Raw genomic sequence first — 19127 nt, forward strand, 5'->3', positions numbered from 1 at the left:
GGCCCGCATTCTCATACCGGGCGCGGGCCCGCCGGGCGGCGCTGTACGGGCCGGGCGTCGCCGTTGCGCGGGCATTCACCGTCCGAGCCGCCCAGCTCCGCTGTCAGCTGCTGGACCAGTTCGGTGAGGTCCGTGGGGCGGTCCTCGGTCCACCAGTCGCCGAGCAGCTCGGCGAGGGTCTCCTGGCGGGCGGCCGCGAGCCGGTGCGCGACCCGCCGCCCCGCCTCGGTGAGCACCATCGGCATGCCCTGCCGCTCGGCGAGCCCCCGTGCCTCCAGCTGCCGGGTGGCCTCGGAGATCACACCGAGGGGTACGGCGCTGCGCTCGGCGAGCAGTGCGGGCTCCACGGAGCCGTACCGGTACATCCGCAGCACCATCCAGCTCGCCGCCGGCCTCAGGTCGCACCCGGCCCGCGCGGTGATCGTCTCGTAGAGCTTCTTGCGGCCCTCCAGGGAGCCCAGCTTGGACAGGGCGCGGGCGCACTCGTCGTGCGAGGACCGTTCGACGGGGTTCGAGGACAGCACCTCGGTGGTGTCCGGGGCCGTCACCGAGCCCCGCAGCGGCTCCTCCTTGAGCAGCCAGGCCAGCACGAAGGCGAGCAGGACGACGGGCACCGCGTAGAGGAAGACGTTGGTGATCGAGGTCGCGTAGGCGTCCAGCACGCCGGAGGCCTCGCCGGGCGGCAGCTGCGACACCGCGCGCGGGTCCTCGGCCAGCTTGCCCGGGTCGACGCCCGGCGGGAGGCGGCGGCCGGCGAGCGCGTCGGCGATCCGCGGGCCGAGCATGTTCGCGAAGATCGTGCCGAAGATCGAGACGCCGAAGGACGCGCCGATCGAGCGGAAGAACGTGGCCCCCGAGGTGGCGACGCCCAGGTCGGCGTAGGGCACGGCGTTCTGCACGATGAGCACCAGTACCTGCATGACCAGGCCGAGCCCGAGGCCGAAGACGAAGAAGTAGCCGCTCATCTCGGCGACGCCGCTGGACCGGTCGAGGTTGTGCAGGAGCAGCAGGCCCACGGCGGTGACGCCGGTGCCGGCGATCGGGAAGATCTTGTAGCGCCCGGTCCGGCTGACCAGCTGGCCGGAGACCGTGGAGGAGAGCAGCATGCCGATGACCATCGGCAGCATGTGCACGCCGGACATGGTCGGCGAGACCCCGTGCACGACCTGGAGGAACGTCGGCAGGTACGTCATCGCGCCGAACATCGCGAAGCCGATGACGAAGCCGATCGCCGAGCAGAGCGCGAACGTACGGCCGGTGAAGAGGCGCAGCGGCAGGACGGGCTCCGCGGCCCGCCGTTCGACCAGGACGAAGGCGACGAGGAGCAGGACGCCGAGCACGCCGAGGCCGATGATCTGCCAGGAGCCCCACGGGTAGCTGACGCCGCCGAGCGAGGTCATCAGCACGAAGCAGGCGGCGACCGCGGCGATCAGGGCGGTGCCGGGGTAGTCGATGCGGTGCGGGGTGCGGCTCGACGGGATGTGCAGCACGGCGGCGATGACGATCAGGGCGACCGCGCCGATGGGCAGGTTGATGTAGAAGACCCAGCGCCAGCTGAGGTGGTCCACGAAGAGCCCGCCGAGCAGCGGCCCCAGCACGCTCGTCGCGCCGAAGACCGCACCGAAGAGGCCCTGGTACCGGCCGCGGTCGCGGGGCGGCACGATGTCGCCGACGATCGCCATCGACAGCACCATCAGTCCGCCGCCGCCCAGGCCCTGGATCGCGCGGAAGGCGATGAGCTGCGGCATGTTCTGCGCGATGCCGCAGAGCACGGAGCCGATCAGGAAGATCACGATGGCGGTCTGGAAGAGCTTCTTGCGGCCGTACTGGTCGCCGAGCTTGCCCCACAGCGGGGTGGCCGCCGTGGACGCCAGGAGGTAGGCGGTGACCACCCAGGAGAGGTGGTCCAGGCCGCCCAGTTCGCTGACGATCGTGGGCAGCGCCGTCGAGACGATGGTCTGGTCGAGCGCCGCGATCAGCATGCCGAGCAGCAGCGCGCCGATCGCGACCAGCACGGTCCGCTGCGGCCGGGCCTCGGCGGGGACGGCGGGAGCACCGGTGTCCTGCGCCATGGACGTCTCCTTACGTCGGTACCGCGACGAGGAGCGGGGCGGGGCTCCGGACCGCGGCCGGGAGCGGAGCCGCACTCCCGTCCCGCTCATTTTGCCCCGCTATGACACGTTGAGCGATGTGTCGTACTCCGCTTCTTCACGTCCTGGGGCCCTGTGCAGGAGGCGACGGCATATGCATAATCGCAGCCGAGACTAGGGAGGGGACCGCGCGTGACGGCCAGGAACTGCCCGACCTGCTTAGCCCCCGCTCGGACCGGCGGCCGCCCCGGCTGCCGGTGCGAGCAGGCGGCCGCCCAGGACTTCGACCCGCTGCACATCCGGCCGTACGTCTCCTTGCCGGACGCGCCCGATCCCGACGATCCGCAGCACCCGCCCCGCAAGCCGCGGGCCTTCACGGTGCGCGCCTACGGCCCGCCGGCGTTTCCCCCGCCTTCGTACGTCCGGGTGCCCCGGCCCCCGTACGCCCCGCCCCGCACGGCGCAGCCGCCCGCCACGCCCCTCGGGGAGTTACCCGCGGCCCACGAGCCGCCCGCCGCGGCGCCGTACCTCCCGCTGTACGCGCCACAGAGCGGCGGGGAGGGGCCCGGACCGGGCCACCGGCAGTCGCCGGGCCGGCGCCCCGACGGGCTGCCGCTCGCGGGGCCGGTGGCGTTCATGGACCCGCCGGGCGGGGACCTCGGGCAGGCGGGTGACCGGTCCGAGCCGGAGCGGCGCAGGCGCCCGGTGCTGCTGGCCGGGCTGATGGTCACCGCGGCGGCCGGTTCGGTCTGCGCCGCACTCTTCGGGGGCGAGCTGCACGCGGGGGGCGGTGCCGGCGACGTGCTCGCCGACCGCGGCGAGCGCCCCGTCGCCGATCTGCCCGACGGGGCCGCCGAGGCCCGGCCGACGGACCCGGGCACGGCGTCCCGCTCGGCCACGCGACTGCCCGGCGCACGGGCCGCCGCCAGCGCCGCCGAGACGCCGTTCACCCGCCCGCCGGACGCGCCGACGACGCGCTCCGCCGAGCGCACGCGCGAGGAGGCCCGCCGCTTCCGCACGGGCTCGGACACCGGCCCGGCCGTAGTGTCGGAGGGTTCGAGCGGCCCCGAGGTGGTGGAGCTGCAGCGGCGGCTCGCGCAGCTGAAGCTGTACGCCGGGCCCGCCGACGGCCGGTACGACGCCGGGGTGGCGGCCTCCGTGGCGAGGTACCAGCGGACGTACGGCGAGACCGAGGACCCGTACGGCGTCTACGGATCCGCGACCCGCACCTCTCTGGAGTTCCTCACGGACGAGCCCTGACCTGCCCCGTTCGCCCCCTTTATCACCGCGCCCCCCTGGCCTGCTGACCAGGGGGGCTTGGCGTGTGGCCGGACCGCTTTGTATCGTGGATGAACAAAGTGGTTCCGCCCGCTTCCCCTGACCGGCGGGCGGGGCCGCTCTTGTCCCACCACTCCAGCACAGGAGTCCGCCGATGACGGCAACCCGCACCCTCACCGCCCGCGCCCTGCTCCTCGACATGGACAGCACCATCGTCAACTCCGAGGCGGTCGTCGAGCGCTGCTGGCGCCGCTGGGCCGCCGAGCAGGGCATGGACGCCGACGAGGTGCTGAAGGTCGTGCACGGCCGCCAGGGCTGGGCCACCATGGCCGCGCTGCTCCCCGACCGCCCGATGGAGCAGAACCTCGAGGACAACCGGCGCATGCTGGAGCAGGAGACCGCGGACACCGACGGTGTCGTGCCGGTGCCCGGCGCGCCCGCCTTCATGACCGCGATCGCCGCCGTGCCGCACGCCCTGGTGACCTCCGCGAGCGTGCCGCTGGCCGAGGCCCGGATGGGCGCCGCCGGGCTGCCGATGCCCCGCGTACGGATTACCGCCGAGTCCGTGAGCGCCAGCAAGCCGGACCCGGAGGGCTTCCTCAAGGGCGCCGCCGAGCTGGGCTTCGCCCCCGAGGACTGCCTCGTCTTCGAGGACTCCGAGGCGGGCATCCAGGCCGGCCTGGCCGCCGGGATGCGCGTCGTGGGCGTCGGCGACCGGGCCGCGGCCTTCGGACCGACCGTGCAGGTGGACGACCTGACGCAGCTGCGCGTCGAGCCGCTCGCCGAGGGCGGCGTACGGCTGCACATCACCGCCTGAGCACACACCACGCCGGGAACCACGAGGGGCCCCACCCGTACGGGTGGGGCCCCTCGTCGCTGTCCAGGCGCTCAGCCCGCGATCGCCTCGTACAGGCTGAACCCGGCGAGCACGATCATCACGCAGGCCGCGACCTTCGTGATGAGCTTCAGCGGCACGAACCGCATCAGGGTGCGGCCGCCCAGGATGCCCAGCGCGGCCACCGCCCACAGGGCGAGCACGGCGCCGATGCCGACGGAGACCGGGTCGCCGTAGCGGGCCGCGAGGTTCGCGGTCATGATCTGGGTCAGATCGCCGAACTCCGCGACCAGGATCATCATGAAGCCGGCCCCGGAGACCTTCCAGAAGCTCTGGTCGGCGGGCTTCTTCACCTCTTCCTCGTCGTCGTCCTTCTTGAACAGCAGGACGGCGGCGCCGGCGAGGAAGAGCACGCCGACGATCGCCTGGACCAGGCGGTGCGGCAGCAGCGTGAGCACGCTGCCGGCGGCGATGGCGAGCGCGACGTGCACGACGAAGGCCGCGGCGACGCCCGCGAAGACGTAGGAAGCGCGATAGCGCGTGCCGAGCATCAGCCCGGCGAGTGCGGTCTTGTCGGGCAGCTCGGCGAGGAAGACGACGCCGAAGACGACGGCTGCGACGGAGAAGCTGATCACGGGGTGGAATACCTCGTTCGATAGGGCCGCACCGAAAGGGGCCCGGGAAAAGGGGTCGCTTCGGCACGGCAGCGTCGGACACTGCGGCCGAAGGTCTCGCTGGCGTACGGACGGAATCCGTACGCTCCGGGCGCCGGCGCGCTGCAAGAGCGCGCAGTATGTCGACGGTCCGGCGAAGAGCTACTCCCCTTCTGCTGGGATCAAGGGTACGCGGTGCAGCAGTCCGCACGCGACCAGCTCCAGTACCACCGCCACCGCGACCGCCTGCACGGCGAGCAGGGCCACCAGGACGAAAAGCTGCACCGCACCCGCCTGAACGGGCGACGCGCCGCCCAGCAGCATGCCGACGAACGCCCCCGGCAGTGTGACGAGCCCCACCGTCCGGGTCTGGTCCAGCCCCGGCAGCAGCGCCTCGGAGACGACCGGCCGGGCCACCTCCAGCCGCGCCTCCCGGTCCGGCAGCCCCAGCGCGAGCCCCGCCTCCAGCTCCCCGTGCCGCGTCTCCAGCTCGTCCAGCGCGCGCCGCCCGCCGAGCACGGTGGCGGTGAGCGCGCCGCCCATGAGGATGCCGGTCACGGGGATGAGGGTGACCCCGCGCGGCGGCACCAGGCCGGTCAGCAGCAGCGCGGCGACCACCGGCAGCACCCCGGCGGCGATCGGCGCGGCGGCCCACCACCAGGTGCGGTTGCGGGTGATCCGGCGGCCCGCCGTACGCACCGCCACCAGGAACATCAGCAGCAGGAAGCAGACCAGCAGGGGGACGGCGCGGATCACCCAGCCGATGAGGAAGGAGACGGCGGCGAGCTGGGCGGCGGCGCGGAGCCCGGCGACGGCGATGTCCCGGGCGTGGTCCAGCCGGCACAGCGCGGCTACCGTCACGGCGGCGGCGAGCAGCACCGCGAGCACGACCCCGAGGGTGACGTTCACCGGCAACAGCACACGATCACCTTAGGACTGCGGAGCCGGGAGTGGGCTCAACGGACGCGAGTTCGAGGAGTTCTGGCGGCGCGTCACCTCTTGATCTGACGTGAGCATGTCGTCACTCTGTTACCTGGAGCCCACACGGCGGCAACCCCCACGCGCCATCGTGTGGCCCGGCCGGTCACCCCGACCGGCCGGCCCGACCGATCACGACTTCCTCACCCCCCACACCAACGGGAGTTCCGATGTCCAAGGTCTACGCGCGTCGCGTGTCACTCGCCGCCGGCTCGGCCGCCGCGCTCGTCTGCACGCTGCTGTTCAGCGGCCAGTCCGCCCAGGCCGCGCCGCCCGCGCCGCCCAGCGCCGCCACCGCCCGTACCTATCTCGGCGAGATCAAGGAGCAGGCCGAGGGATCGCAGGACGGCTACAGCCGCGACAAGTTCCCGCACTGGAGCGACCAGGGCGACAGCTGCAACACCCGCGAGGTCGTCCTCAAGCGCGACGGCAAGGACGTCGAGACCGACGGCAGCTGCGCCGCGACCAGCGGCTCGTGGACCTCCCCGTACGACGGCGAGACCTGGACGCAGACCTCCGACGTGGACATCGACCACATGGTGCCGCTCTCCGAGGCGTGGAAGTCCGGCGCCGCCGACTGGACCACGGACCGCCGCGAGCAGCTCGCCAACGACCTCACGCACGCCCAGCTGCTCGCGGTCACCGACAACGTGAACCAGTCCAAGGGCGACCAGGACCCGGCCGAGTGGCTGCCGCCGAAGACCTCCTTCCACTGCGAGTACGCGCGGATGTGGGTGTGGGTCAAGCACGAGTACGGCATGACCGCCGACTCCGCCGAGAAGGCCGCGCTGAAGAAGATCCTGGACGGCTGCTGACCCGGCGCCCCACCCGCCCGGGCGGTTCCGCTCTCCACCCCATGCCCGCGGAGCCGCCCGCCCCGCTTTCCCGCCGCGGCCCGGGTCCCGCCGGGAAGCCCGTGCGCTCCTCCTATCCTCGGACCCGAGGCGCGGGCGGCTGCCCGTACTGAGGTGCGGGCACCGGCCCGCGCGAGGGAGGACCGCGATGACCGGACTGCGGCTCGGACCGCTGCTGCGCTACGTGGACGAGGACAGCGCGACGGTGTGGATGGAGACCGAAGCGCCGTGCGAGGTGACCGTGGCCTGCGGCAGCGGCGCCACCGGCACCGACCGGACCTGGCAGGTCGCCGGGCACCACTACGCGCTGGTCCCCGTCGAGGGCCTGACGCCGGGCGACGAGACGCCCTACCGGGTGCTGCTGGACGGTGAGCAGGTCTGGCCGCTGCCGGACAGCCCGTACCCGCCGTCCGTCATCCGCACGCTGCCGCCCGAGGGGCGGGGCCCGCTCGCGGTGGCCTTCGGCTCCTGCCGCTGGGCGGCCCCGCCCTCCGGGAGCAGGAGCCACCTGGCGGCCGTGCCGGGCATTCCGGGCGACAGCCACGACCCGGTGGGGCCGGACGCGCTGGACACCCTCGCCGCCACGCTCGCCCGCGATCCGGACCGCCCCCGCCCCGACGTCCTGCTGCTGCTCGGCGACCAGGTGTACGCCGACCAGACCTCCGAGGCGACCGCCGCCCTGCTGGCCCGCCGCCGGGACACCTCGCAGCCGCCGTGGACGCAGGTCGCGGACTACGAGGAGTACACCCACCTCTACGACGAGTCCTGGCTGGACCCGGAGGTGCGCTGGCTGCTCTCCACGGTCCCCAGCTGCATGATCTTCGACGACCACGACGTGATCGACGACTGGAACACCTCGGCCGCCTGGCAGGCCCGGATGCGCGCGACCCCGTGGTGGCGCGACCGGATCCTCGGCGGCCTGATGTCGTACTGGGTCCACCAGCACCTCGGGAACCTCTCCCCCGCCGACCTGGCGCGCGACGAGCTGTACGCACGCGTGCGGACCGCGGCCGACGGCACCGAACCGGTACGCGCCTTCGCCGCCGCCGCGGACGCCGACCCCACCTGCGCGCGCTGGAGCTACCGGCGCGACTTCGGGCGGGTGCGCCTGGTCATGATCGACACCCGCGCCACCCGCGTCCTGGACGAGGGCCGCCGCGCGATGCTCGACGCGGCGGAGGCGAAGTGGGTGCGGCAGGAGGTGCTGGACGCGCCCGGCAGCTACGACCACCTGTTGATCGGCAGCTCACTGCCCTGGCTGCTGCCCCACCTGGTGCACGACGCGGAGGTGTGGAACGCGGCGCTGTGCCGCGGAGCCCGCGGCCCGCGCTGGGCGCGGCGCGGCGAGGCGCTGCGGCAGCGGGCCGACCTGGAGCACTGGGCCGCGTTCCCCGAGTCGTTCGCGGCGCTGGCCGAGCTGCTCTCGGAGGCGGCTTCCGGCCCGGAGGCGCCCGCGACGGTGTGTGTGCTGTCCGGGGACGTGCACCACGCGTACATCGCCGAGCCGCACTGGCCGGCGGGCGAGGAGCCGGCGGGCCGGGTCCTCCAGCTGACCTGCTCGCCGGTGCACAACAGCATTCCGGCGGCCATGCGGGTGGGCTTCCGGTTCGGCTGGAGCCGGGTGGGCCGGTGGCTGGGGCACGCGCTCGCCCGGCACGTGGCGGCCGGCCGGCCGCCGGTGTCCTGGCGGCGCACCGGCGGGCCGTGGTTCGGCAATCAGCTGATGACGCTGACCCTGCGGGGCCGGGACGCCCGGCTGAGCCTGGACCAGGCCCGCGCGGACGATCGGCGCGCCGGGCGGCGGCGGCCGGCACCGGGCCGGATGGCGCGTCTGGAGCGGGTGCTGGAGCGCTCGCTGACGTGATCCCCGGGGAAACCGGGAGCGGCACGCGGGAAAACCGGGGGCTGCGCACCCCCTTGACGACCGCATTGGTCTGGACCATGGTGACGGGCGCGTCATTGGTTCAGACCAAGCGGCCCGAAAACACTTGAACTTGCAAGCACGAATAAGGCACGCCTAACCTTCAGGCCTCTCGGTTCCGTCCCCGACCGCAGGAGTCTTGTCATGCCCGCTTCCCTCTCGGCGTTCACCGAACGCAGCCGACCGCACGCCACAGCACTCTTCCGCGTCGTCACCGGCCTCCTCTTCGCCTGCCACGGCGCCGCGTCGCTCTTCGGCGTGCTCGGCGGCGCGGCCGGCGGCGGCACCGTCCCCACCGGCGCCTGGCCCGGCTGGTACGCGGCCGTCATCCAGCTCGTCGGCGGCCTGCTGGTCCTGCTCGGCCTGGGCACCCGCACCGCCGCCCTGATCAGCTCCGGCTCCATGGCGTACGCGTACTTCTCCGTCCACCAGGGCGAGGCGCTGTGGCCGATCCAGAACGGCGGGGAGCCCTCCGCGATGTTCTCCTGGGCCTTCCTCCTGCTGGTCTTCACCGGCCCCGGCGCGTGGGCCCTGGACGGGGTCCTCTTCGGCTCCGGCGACCGCGGCGAGGACGCCGGCGCTCCGGCGGCACCCGCCCGGGAGCCCAGCGCGGCCTGACCCGCCGCGCGGACTCCACCCGCTCTCCGCTCAGCCCTGAGGGCCGCCCGTCCCGGCGGCCCTCAGGTCGTTCCCGGCCCCGCTACTTCGCCGCGTGCTCGAACGGCACCGTGAGGCAGCCCAGCCGGTCGCCCGCCATGCCCGCGTGGCCGTGCCCGGTGTGGGTCTTGTGGTCGTGGATCACCACGGACCGCGCCTCGCCCTGCCGGAACCACCACGAGTGCTTCGACGACACCGAGGCGTCGCCGTCGGAATCCGTGGTGAAGTCCAGCCAGACCTCGTTCTCCGGGTTGGCGTACTTCGGGTCGGTGGACGGCTGACGCGGGTCCTTCCGGTTCTGGTAGTGCGGCCCGGAGTCGTCCGGCTTCTGACCGCACGGCTTGGTGTGCACGTGCGAGCCGTAGGTGCGATGGGGCTGCAGCCCCTTCACCTTCAGCCGGATGGTCATCCCGTGATCGTTCTTCCACTGCGCGACCACGATCCGCGCCTTGGCCGGCACCTTCTTCGTGTCGTACGTGACCGCGTTCGACGGATCGAACTTCGACACCGGGGCGAACCGGCTCTCCTTCCCCACCACGAGGTCTCCGCCGCCGGGCGTGCCGCCGTACGCGGGCGCCGCCACGACGGGCACCGCCATGAGCAGCGCCGTCGCCGCTCCCGTCAGGATTCCTGCCGCCATACTCGTCTCCTCGTCACTCCCCGTAACCGAAGCGCGCGACGCGCGCCATGACCTCACCGTCTCCGCCGGCCGGCCGTCGCGCGAGCCGTGCCGACCGCCGGGCGGGCGCCGCACGCGGGCCCCCGGGCGGCCCACCGTGTAGCCCAGCAGGCGATCTGCCTGGCAGGAAACGCGTGATTCGGACAACACCTGAGGCTCTGCGGCCCGATCTCAGGACATGTCAGGCGTACGCTGTATGGCTGTACGAGCGACAAGCCGCCCCTGCCGCTGCCATGCGACGTCGCGGCCGGGGACGACTTGGAGTGACGAGGTGCTGGAAAGTCTGGGGGCGCTGGCGGACCCCCCGTGGATTCATCTGATCGTCGGGCTGTGTGTTCTCCTCGACGTCTTCGTGCCGTTCCTCCCCAGTGGCGTGCTGCTCATCGCCGCGGCGACCGCCGCCGGCACCCGCACCGCCACCGTCGGCGTCCCGTCGATGAGCGGGGGCTCGGCCGTGGCCGATCTGTTCGCGCTCGCGCTGTGCGCCGCGACCGCCTCCGTCCTCGGCGACCTGGCCGCGTACCGGCTGGCCTGGCGCGGCGGCGACCGCTTCGACCGCGCCATCGCCCGCTCCCGCCGCCTGGCCGCGGCGCAGGAACGTCTCGGCACCGCGCTCACGCGGGGCGGCGGGATCGTGGTCGTCCTCGCCCGGTTCGCACCCGCCGGGCGCTCCGTGGTCAGCCTCGGCGCCGGCGTCGCACACCGCACCGTCCGCGAGTTCCTGCCCTGGTCGATGCTGGCCGGCGTGGCCTGGGCCGCGTACAGCGTGACCCTGGGCTACTTCGGGGGCCATCTGCTCGGCGCGACCTGGTTCAGCACGGCCGTCTCGGTCTTCGCCCTCTTCGCCGCCGGCTCCGCCGCGCTGTACGTGATGCGCCGGCCGGAGCGCGGCGCGGCGCACTCCGGGTAACCACCCGAAGGGCCGTCACTCCGCCGCCGCCTCCGCCTCCTCGCGCGCCGCCTCCGGCACCACCGCGATGGGGCAGAGGGCGTGCAGCAGCACCGCGTGCGCCACCGAGCCCAGCCGGCGGCCGATCGGCAGCTTCCGGCGGTGCCGCCCGACCACCACCAGGTCGCTCCGCCCGGACTCCTCGACCAGCTGCCCCGCCGCGTCCGCGGGCCGCAGCTCGGCCTCCACCGCGACGTCCGGATACCGCTCCCGGTACCGCGCGAGCACCTGCGACACCTGCTTGACCAGCGCGCCCTCGTACTCCTGCTGGGTCGTGTCGTAGGCGACGATGTAGTCGAAGGCGACCGGTACGGCCATCGGCCACATGTACGCGGCGACCACCTGGAGGACGGCTCCGCGCCGGGCCGCCTCCTGGAAGGCGAAGTCGATCGCGCTGCTCTCCCCCACGTCCTCCGACGTCGGGTCGATCCCCAGGACCACGCGCCCGTGCGCCCCTCCGGGCCGCGCCTCGTCCGCCTCCTCCGGCCGCGCGCCGCTCCGGTCCGGGCGCGGGACGACCACCACGGGGGAAGTGGAGTGCGCGGCGCACGCCATGCTGTTGGAGCCGAGCAGCAGGCTCGCGAAGCCGCCCCGCCCGCGCGAGCCGAGCACCAGCAGCTCCGCCTGGTCGCCGAGCCCGGGCAGGATCACGTCGGTGAGCCCGCTGAGGCTGCGGAACTCGACCTCCGGCAGCTCGGGCCCCGCGGCCAGCTGCGCCCGCAGCTCCTCCAGCACGGGGTCGCCGGTGCCCGCTTCGGCGTCGGCGGCGCGCGCCGAGGTGACGTACGGCCACACGTGCACGACCTGGAGCGGCGCCGACCGGAGCCGGGCCGCCTCGGCCGCCCAGTGCAGCGCCCGCTCACTGTCCGGGGACCCGTCCACCCCGACGATGACCGGCATCCTGTCCATCTGTGCCTCCCTACGATCCGCCGACGGGCCGCACGGCTCCCGCGGTCCGCCGATTTCCGCGGCCGTCGCGGCCACTGCGATCGGTACCACTCGGGCGAGCGGTCCGGCCAGTACGCATTACAGGCGATTCGGGCGAGTATTCCGGGCAGGCGCCCGGAACGGCGACGGCATGATCAGCAACTGAGCGGGTGCCCCGAAGCCGGTAAAATCGAACTTCCCCGCACCGCCCGGCTCCTGGGCGATGCCCTCCTCCGGGACGCGCCCTCCGCCGGCCGTGCCGCCTGATCCAGGACGTCATGAACGCTCACCGGCCGCCCGCTCCAGGCATCACCACCGCCGCCACCGCCCTGCCGGACAGCCCTCCGGCCCCCGTCCTCACCTGGGGAGAGGCCGGGGAACCGCGCTCCGCCCAGTGGCGTTCGGAGAACGGCGCGCTGCCGCCGCGGCGCGTGACGATCGCCGACGACCGCATGAAGGCCGACGCCGCGTACAAGCTGGCCTGCGAGGGCACCGCGCTGCTGTGGCGCGGCGACTTCCACAACGCCCGGCAGCTGCTGACCGCGCTGGCCCGGCGGATCGACCGCCGCCCCCGCAGGCCCGCGCCGGCCGACGACCCGGCCCGCGCCTTCCACCTGCACCGCGCCGCGCAGAGCCAGCGCGCCCGCATCCTCGGCATGCTGCTGGTGCCCCTCGACGCCGAGTACGGCGTTCCGCTGCACCGCGCCCCCGACGTCCGCGCGGCCTGCGCCCAGGCGTACGGCCCCGCGCCCGCGGCGAGCGGCGCGGCGGGCGACACCCACTCGGTCGTCTCGCTGCGCGAGCTGCTCGGGCTCGTCGGCGCGTACGAATGGCACCGCAAGGGCGTCGAGATCCCGGCCCTCGGGGGCGACCGGATCCACCCCGACTACGGCGTCTTCTCGCCCCAGCGCGGCGAGTACGTCGACCTGGTGGCCCGGGCCCCGCTGCCCGCCGACCCGACCGAGCTGGCCTTCGACATCGGAACCGGCAGCGGCGTACTGGCCGCGGTGCTGGCCCGGCGCGGCGTACGGCGCGTCCTCGGCACCGACCAGGACCCGCGCGCGCTGGCCTGCGCGCGCCGGAACGCCGAGCGGCTGGGCGTCGCCGACCGGGTCGAGGCCGTCGCCGCCGACCTCTTCCCCGCCGGGCGCGCCCCGCTGGTGGTCTGCAACCCGCCGTGGCTGCCGGCCAAGCCCACCTCCTCGGTGGAGTACGCCGTCTACGACCCGAACAGCCGGATGCTGCGCGGCTTCCTCGCGGGCCTCACGGACCATCTGACGCCCGGCGGCGAGGGCTGGCTGATCCTGTCCGACCTCGCCGAGCGCCTCGGGCTGCGCACCCGTGCCGATCTCCTCGCCCTCTTCGAGGCGGCCGGCCTGACCGTGCGCGACCGGCTGGACATCGCCCCCCGGCACCCGAAGGCCCGCGACGCCACCGACCCGCTGCACGCCGCGCGCGCGGCGGAGGTGACGTCGCTGTGGCGCCTGGTGCCCGCCGGAAGCTGACGACGGCCCGGGGCCTCCCCGGGCCCTGTCCACGTCAGGTGCGTACGGCTCATTTCCGTACGCGTCAGGAGTCCTTGCGTACGTAGACGTCGACGCGGCGGCCGCGGATCTCGGTCGAGGTGACGCGTGCGAACTCCTCCGCCAGCACCCGCTTCTTCATGGCCTCGCGCGCCGGTACCGGCCGGGCGGCGGCCGGGGCCGCGTCCGTGACCAGCACGATCCGGCGGTGGGCGCGCATCCCGGCCCGGATCCGGGCGGGCGTGTGCTCGGTGCCCTTGAGCGTGCCGCCGGCCACCGGCCCCTCGCGCAGCGCGAGATCGTCGAGCCCCCGGAACGCGGCCGGGCTCACCAGCGCCGTGTCGCGCCGGGCCGCCGGCAGGAAGAGCACCCCGTCCCCGGCGCGCGCCTGCGCGGCCACCAGCTCGGCCGGCCGGAGCACGTCGTCCACCCGGCTCGCCGCCGTCCGCAGCCCCGTCTCCACGGGCAGCAGCGCCACGAACCCGACGGCGGTCACGCCGGCCAGCAGCACACCGGTACGGAGGCGGTGCCGGCGCGCGGCGACGGCCCGTACGGCCACCGCGAGGGCCAGGCCGGCCGGCAGCGCGAAGCCGATGTTGGTGAAGAGGACGTAGCGGTCGATGTACAGCGGCCGCACGAGGGAGGCGAGCAGCAGACCGGCCTGCGGGACGACGAGCAGCGGCAGCGCGACGGACCCCAGGGAGAGCGCGGGCGGCCGCTGCCCGGCCCCGGCGCGGTGGCCGCGTCCGTACGGCACCCGCGCGCAGCCGAAGCCGATCACGACCAGCGCCGCGATGCCGAGCAGCGTGGTCCAGGCGACCGGCTTGATCCATGACACCTGTTCGGCCTGCGCGCGGCTGGCGAGTACGAGCGGCAGCGCTCCGGCCACCGCGACCGCGGCGGAGACGAGCCAGGGTACGAGGACTCCGCGCCGTCCACGGCGGCGGGCCAGCAGCACCGTCACCGCGTGCGCGGGCAGCACCAGCAGCGAGAACCAGTTCAGCAGGGCGGCGCACAGCACGGCGGCGGCGTACCCCGCCCACCGGCCCAGGAGCCGGAGGCGCGCGCCCGGCTCCGGCCGCTCCCGGTGCGCGCCCGCGCCCCGGACCAGGAGCCAGGTGGCGACGGCGACCGACGCGGTCACCAGCGCATAGGCCCGGCCCTCCTGCGCGTAGTGCTGGATGTTGGGGATCAGCGCGAGGACGAGGCCGGCGGCCAGCCCGGTCCACGGGCCCGCCAGCCGCCGCCCGGTGGCCGCCGTCGCCGCAGCGGCCACCGCCATCGCCAGGACCGACGGCAGCCGCAGCGCCACCAGCCCCGGCCCGCCGAGCGCGAAGACGGCGTGCAGGCACAGGTAGTACAGGCCGTGCACGACGTCGACCTGCCCGAGCATCGCCCAGATCTCCGGCACCGAGCGCCGGGCCGCCTGCCAGGTCGCCGCCTCGTCCCGCCACAGGCTGTGCTGCCGGGTCAGGCCCCAGCAGCCGAGTGCCAGCGCGAGCAGCGCGGGGAGGACGGGGACCAGCGCGGAACGGAGTGCGGTCCGTTCGCCCGTGGGCGCCGTACGCCGAGGGGCGGGCCGGGCCGTCGTGCGGTACGCACGCGCAGGGGTACGGACCGCACGAGTCGGTATCGGGGCGAGATCTGCGGACATGGGCGGCACTCTACACTCCACGTATACACGTAGTTTATACGAGCCCACGGGCCCGTCGCTGCTCCGCCGAGGAAAGGACATCGCCCCGTGAGGAAAGGCCGGGCCCCGCTGGCCGCCGTGATCTGCGCCTGGGTGCTCACCCGCCTGTGGCTCGTGCCCGCCGCGCTGAAGCTCGGCCCTTTCCACGGCGACGGCGGCCTCGACCCGTCCGTGGACCGGGTCTACCGCTCCTGGTTCGCGGTCCTGTCCTCCGGCGCCTTCCCCGCGCACGACGTCAGCTGGCAGTACCCGCCCGGCGCGGCCCTCCCCCTGCTCTCACCCGCGCTCGCCCCGCGCCTCGACTACGGGCACGCCTTCATCATCGGCGCTGCACTGTGCGACGCGATCGTGTTCGCGCTGCTGCTGCGTACCGCCGTCCGCCGTGAGCGGGGCACCCCCGCGCTCACCGGCAGCCGCTGCCGGGCGTTCACCGGCCCCCTCGCCGGGCCCTGGATGTGGACCGCCGGCCTCGCGCTGCTCAGCACGGTCCCGTGGAACCGTTTCGACCTGCACGTCACCGCGGCCGCCATGGCCGCGCTCGCCGTGGCGGCCATGGCCTCCCGGCCGGCCGGGCGCGCCTGGGCGCACCGCGCGTTCGGCGCGCTGACCGCGCTCGCCGCACTGATCAAGGTGTGGCCGGTACTGCTGCTCCTCGGTACGGAGCGGGGGCGCCGTACGCGCGCCGGCTGGACCGCGGCGGCCGTCGGCGCGGCCGTGCTCACCGCCGCCTCCGCCCTCGCCATGCCGCACGCCTTCTCGTTCCTCACGGCGCAGAGCGCACGCGGCATCCAGATCGAGTCGGTCGGATCGCTGCCGTTCCACCTCGCCCGGCACTTCGGGTGGCACGGCACCTGGGCCGCCAAGGACGGCTCGCACGAGTTCGTCGGCCCGTACGTCCCGCAGGTCACCGTCGCGATGCAGGCACTGACCGTACTGAGCCTGGCGTGGCTGCTGTGGTGGCGGCACCGGCGGACAGTCGCCGACGCGCCCTGGGTGCTGCCGGACGCGGCGCTCACCGCGACGCTCCTCTTCGTGGTCACCAGCCGGGTGATCAGCCCGCAGTACCTGATCTGGCTGGTCGGTCTGGCGGCCGTCTGCCTGCTGCGCCCCGGCACCACCCAACGGCCCGTCGCCCGGCTGCTGCTGGCCGCCTGCCTGTGCACGACGCTGGACTTCCCGCTGCTCTACCGCGAACTGCGGGACGACGCAGGTTGGTTGGCCATCGCCAACCTCTCCGTCCGCAACCTGCTGCTGGTCGCGGCCGCCGGACTCTCCGCCGTACGGCTCTGGCGAGCCACCGCCGGAGACGGCCGCCGGAACGACGGCCCCCTTCAGGACGGGCGGGGCGGCGGCCCCCTTCAGGACGGACACCGAAGTGACCGACTCCGTCCGATCCACCCCACCCCTCCCCCTTCCGGGGCAAAAGTGTGATCATGGCACCATGAGCAGCGATATGAGGGTTCCCGTGGACGTCGGATCCGGTGCGCCGGACAGCGGGACGGGGCCGGCCGTCGAGACCGGCACCGCGCCCGTCGCGGGCGGCGAGCTGTACTACGAGGCGGCAGGCTCGGGCCCGGCGGTGGTGCTGCTGCACGAGGGCATGCTCGACCTGACCATGTGGGACGAGCAGTTCGAGTGGCTCGCGCGCGCCGGTCACCGGGTGATCCGGTACGACGCCCGGGGCCACGGCCGCTCCTCCCCGGTCGAGGGGGACTACGCCCACCACGAGGACCTCCGGGCGCTGCTCGCCCATCTCGGCGTCGGCCGCGCGACGTTGATCGGCCACTCGCACGGCGCGCGGGTCGCGCTGGACAGCGCGCTGGCCCACCCGGACACCGTGGCGGCCCTTGTCCTGGCCGCGCCCGGCATCAGCGGCCGGACGTTCACCGACCCGTTCCTGCTCCAGCACATCCGGGAGCAGGTGGCCGCGGTGAGCGCACCGGGCGGCGTGAAGCGCTTCATCGAGCACTTCCTGCGGATGTGGGTGGACGGGCCGCACCGCGAACCGGCCCAGGTCGACCCGGCCTTGCGGGAACGCGTCCGGGCGACGGCGAGGGCCACGGTGACCGCGCACGCCGACGGGATGGGTCGCGGCGCGGCGTTCGAGGTCGGCGCGGCGCACCGGCTGGCGGAGATCCGGGTACCGACCCTCGTCATGGACGGCGACCTCGACAGCACCGACATCTCGGCCAACGCGCACGCGGTGGCCCTCGCGGTGCCGGGCGCCCGGCGCGCCCGCATCCCCGCCGCCGGGCACATGGTGAACCTGGAGAACGCCGAGGAGTTCGACCGCGAACTGGCCGGATTCCTGCGGGGCGCCGCGTACTGACCACCGGCGCCCGCGCCCCCGCTCGGGCCGTGCCCCGCCGGACCCGGCGGGGCCTTCCACCTCCCCCGTCCCCCGTGGCCGCGCACGCGCCACGGGGGACCGCGTCAGACGCCGGGAGAGTCGCCGTCCACCTGGCCGTCCAGCTCGAACGGCTCGCGCAGCGCGGCCAGTTTGAGCAGCCGGATCACGATGGGCCGGAGATTCATGAGCACCAGCCGGCCGCCGCGCTCCGCCAGCTGGTCCCGTACCCGGCACAGCAGGTCGAGACCGCTGCAGTCCATGAACGTGACGTGCCGCAGGTCGATCATCATGGTCTTCTCTCGCCCCGCGCCGCCGCTTCCGGCGTCCGGGAACCCGTCGGGCAGCACCCCAGGCGACAGCGTCGGAAATCCGGAAAGCGTCACGGGAAAGACGTCCGGCAACGGGATCATGTCGGCCGGCGCCTCGGGCAGGACTTCGGGGCAGGCTTCGGTACGCACTTCGGGCAGCGCGTGCACCTTGGGAAGAAGTCTCGGCATGCCCTTCGGCTCGCTCGGTACCGTACGGGACCGGGGAGCGGGGAATATCACCGACCGGCGCAGCGCGAACAGTGCGTTGAGCGCCAGCAGGACGTCGGCTTCGATGCGTAGTGCCATGGCCAGGTCGAGTTCGCCGTGAAGTGCCAGGACCACCGTGTCGCCACCCTGGCGAACGGTTACCTGCACGTCGGCGTCGCTTCCCCCCACGTCACCCCCAGTTGTGCTTAAGGCCGTATCGAACACGGCGATGGGCCGATGCGCACCAGGGTCTGGGATGCACAGGCACCGTAACCGGGCTTTGTGACGCAGAATCGATCAGCCAGGACAGAACGCCTCTGTCGGGTGAATTTTCGCCACATTGCTTGACGGCAGGCCAAGTTCCCGCGGCGGCCGAATGACATCGGAAAAAGCCACGGGAAACACTGGAACTCTGCATTTATGCACGAAATCCCCGACGGGGAAAGCATAAGGGTCCACGACGGCCGGTCAACCCTTTCGAGGCCGCGGCCACCGTGTTTCACCCTGCGGGGGCCGCATTCACCGCGGCCCCCGGCGGGCGGGCGGCTCAGCCCTCCGCGACCAGGTCCGTCGCGACGGCCTCCGCCGCCAGGCCGCAGGCCACGACGGGCAGCGGGACGACGTCCGCGGCGCCCGTCCGCTCCCCGGCCGCCGCCAGCGCAGCGACCAGCGGGAACGGGCGGCGGAAGGACACCGCGAGGGTGCCGTCCGTACGGTGCTGCACCCGCAGCCGCCCGCCGTACAGGTCGGCGGCGACCTGCCCGGTGGCCCCGTCGGCCGACTCCCGCGCCGCCGGCCCGTCCGAGGCGGGCCCGTCCACGGCCCGGCACCCGTCCCCGCCGCCCTCGTCCCGGTCGTCCTCGTCCCGGTCGTCGATCCGTACCGCGCACTGCCCGCCGTCGACCTCGATCGTGAGGCGGTACGCGTCGGCGCTGCCGTGGGACATCACATAGGCCGTCGCCCTGGCGAGGTCCGAGGCCACGGACGCGGCCCCCTCCCCCACGACACCGAGCGCGTCCAGCACCGCACAGGCGAGGACGGTGGCCTCCTTGTCACCACCGGGGCGTCGTCGCGCGCTGAGTGCCCAGCGGAACGCGGGAACTCGGCCGGCGGCCGGGGACATACGGGAGACGGCCGTACTCTGCTCCATGGCCGGACCCTGCTCTCCTTCGGAAGCGGACTTCTCTGCGGGGCTGCTGTCCACGGTCAACGCGCTGAACAGCCC

General features: G+C 74.0%; 17 protein-coding genes. 9 read left to right on the forward strand and 8 right to left on the reverse strand.

The genetic code is table 11. The annotated features are described in order from the left end of the window. Positions 1-11 precede the first annotated feature (11 nt). Complete coding sequence (locus ABZ840_RS10965; protein WP_361556745.1) at positions 12-2072, reverse strand: MFS transporter; 2061 nt, start codon at positions 2070-2072, stop codon at positions 12-14. Between the two features lie 210 nt (positions 2073-2282). Between ABZ840_RS10965 and ABZ840_RS10970 the strand changes: the two genes are divergently transcribed. Together ABZ840_RS10970 and ABZ840_RS10975 are read left to right on the forward strand one after the other, a co-directional pair. Then, positions 2283-3350, forward strand: a complete 1068-nt coding sequence (locus tag ABZ840_RS10970; RefSeq protein ID WP_361556748.1) for a peptidoglycan-binding domain-containing protein — start codon at positions 2283-2285, stop codon at positions 3348-3350. Between the two features lie 172 nt (positions 3351-3522). Next, entirely contained in the window at positions 3523-4185 is a 663-nt protein-coding gene (locus ABZ840_RS10975) for an HAD-IA family hydrolase (RefSeq protein WP_361556751.1), read from the forward strand. Positions 4186-4256: 71 nt separating this feature from the next. Here ABZ840_RS10975 and ABZ840_RS10980 read toward each other — a convergent pair whose 3' ends face one another. Continuing rightward, positions 4257-4838, reverse strand: coding sequence for a TMEM165/GDT1 family protein (locus ABZ840_RS10980; protein ID WP_361556754.1), 582 nt, complete (start codon positions 4836-4838; stop codon positions 4257-4259). Positions 4839-5018: 180 nt separating this feature from the next. Further along, the gene (locus ABZ840_RS10985; protein WP_361556757.1) at positions 5019-5777 is read right to left on the reverse strand and encodes an ABC transporter permease; all 759 of its coding nucleotides are present in this window, start codon (positions 5775-5777) and stop codon (positions 5019-5021) included. A gap of 227 nt (positions 5778-6004) precedes the next feature. On the opposite strand from ABZ840_RS10985, the gene ABZ840_RS10990 reads away from it, so the two are divergent. The 3 genes from ABZ840_RS10990 to ABZ840_RS11000 all read left to right on the forward strand — a co-directional run bounded on the left by ABZ840_RS10990 (position 6005) and on the right by ABZ840_RS11000 (position 9227). Beyond that, positions 6005-6649 carry an HNH endonuclease family protein gene (locus ABZ840_RS10990; RefSeq protein ID WP_361556760.1) on the forward strand — a complete coding sequence of 215 codons (645 nt, stop codon included), beginning with the start codon at positions 6005-6007 and terminating at the stop codon, positions 6647-6649. A 187-nt stretch (positions 6650-6836) separates the two neighbouring features. Further along, positions 6837-8552, forward strand: coding sequence for an alkaline phosphatase D family protein (locus ABZ840_RS10995; RefSeq protein WP_361556763.1), 1716 nt, complete (start codon positions 6837-6839; stop codon positions 8550-8552). A 201-nt stretch (positions 8553-8753) separates the two neighbouring features. After that, positions 8754-9227, forward strand: a complete 474-nt coding sequence (locus tag ABZ840_RS11000; RefSeq protein ID WP_361556766.1) for a DoxX family protein — start codon at positions 8754-8756, stop codon at positions 9225-9227. 82 nt (positions 9228-9309) lie between these two features. On the opposite strand, the gene ABZ840_RS11005 is transcribed toward ABZ840_RS11000, so the two are convergent. Further along, positions 9310-9906: a superoxide dismutase family protein gene (locus tag ABZ840_RS11005; protein WP_361556769.1), complete on the reverse strand. Its 597-nt coding sequence runs from the start codon at positions 9904-9906 to the stop codon at positions 9310-9312. A gap of 310 nt (positions 9907-10216) precedes the next feature. Here ABZ840_RS11005 and ABZ840_RS11010 point away from each other — a divergent pair, with 310 nt between their 5' ends. Continuing rightward, a complete protein-coding gene (locus ABZ840_RS11010) occupies positions 10217-10855 on the forward strand; it encodes a VTT domain-containing protein (protein WP_361556772.1) in 639 nt (212 codons plus the stop codon). A gap of 15 nt (positions 10856-10870) precedes the next feature. On the opposite strand, the gene ABZ840_RS11015 is transcribed toward ABZ840_RS11010, so the two are convergent. Continuing rightward, positions 10871-11803 carry a universal stress protein gene (locus tag ABZ840_RS11015; RefSeq protein WP_361556776.1) on the reverse strand — a complete coding sequence of 311 codons (933 nt, stop codon included), beginning with the start codon at positions 11801-11803 and terminating at the stop codon, positions 10871-10873. 296 nt (positions 11804-12099) lie between these two features. Between ABZ840_RS11015 and ABZ840_RS11020 the strand changes: the two genes are divergently transcribed. Further along, complete coding sequence (locus ABZ840_RS11020; protein ID WP_361556779.1) at positions 12100-13326, forward strand: class I SAM-dependent methyltransferase; 1227 nt, start codon at positions 12100-12102, stop codon at positions 13324-13326. A gap of 64 nt (positions 13327-13390) precedes the next feature. On the opposite strand, the gene ABZ840_RS11025 is transcribed toward ABZ840_RS11020, so the two are convergent. Then, complete coding sequence (locus tag ABZ840_RS11025) at positions 13391-14998, reverse strand: glycosyltransferase family 39 protein (RefSeq protein WP_361556782.1); 1608 nt, start codon at positions 14996-14998, stop codon at positions 13391-13393. 87 nt (positions 14999-15085) lie between these two features. On the opposite strand from ABZ840_RS11025, the gene ABZ840_RS11030 reads away from it, so the two are divergent. Together ABZ840_RS11030 and ABZ840_RS11035 are read left to right on the forward strand one after the other, a co-directional pair. Then, positions 15086-16468 carry a glycosyltransferase family 87 protein gene (locus tag ABZ840_RS11030; protein WP_361556785.1) on the forward strand — a complete coding sequence of 461 codons (1383 nt, stop codon included), beginning with the start codon at positions 15086-15088 and terminating at the stop codon, positions 16466-16468. A 10-nt stretch (positions 16469-16478) separates the two neighbouring features. Further along, positions 16479-17366: an alpha/beta fold hydrolase gene (locus tag ABZ840_RS11035; protein ID WP_361556788.1), complete on the forward strand. Its 888-nt coding sequence runs from the start codon at positions 16479-16481 to the stop codon at positions 17364-17366. A 104-nt stretch (positions 17367-17470) separates the two neighbouring features. Here ABZ840_RS11035 and ABZ840_RS11040 read toward each other — a convergent pair whose 3' ends face one another. After that, positions 17471-18127 (reverse strand): STAS domain-containing protein, encoded by a 657-nt coding sequence (locus ABZ840_RS11040; RefSeq protein ID WP_361556791.1) that lies wholly within the window; start codon positions 18125-18127, stop codon positions 17471-17473. 322 nt (positions 18128-18449) lie between these two features. Then, positions 18450-19052 (reverse strand): hypothetical protein, encoded by a 603-nt coding sequence (locus ABZ840_RS11045; protein ID WP_361556794.1) that lies wholly within the window; start codon positions 19050-19052, stop codon positions 18450-18452. Positions 19053-19127: the final 75 nt, after the last annotated feature.

The organism is Streptomyces sp. NPDC047117, assembly GCF_040643545.1.
Taxonomy (GTDB): domain Bacteria; phylum Actinomycetota; class Actinomycetes; order Streptomycetales; family Streptomycetaceae; genus Streptomyces.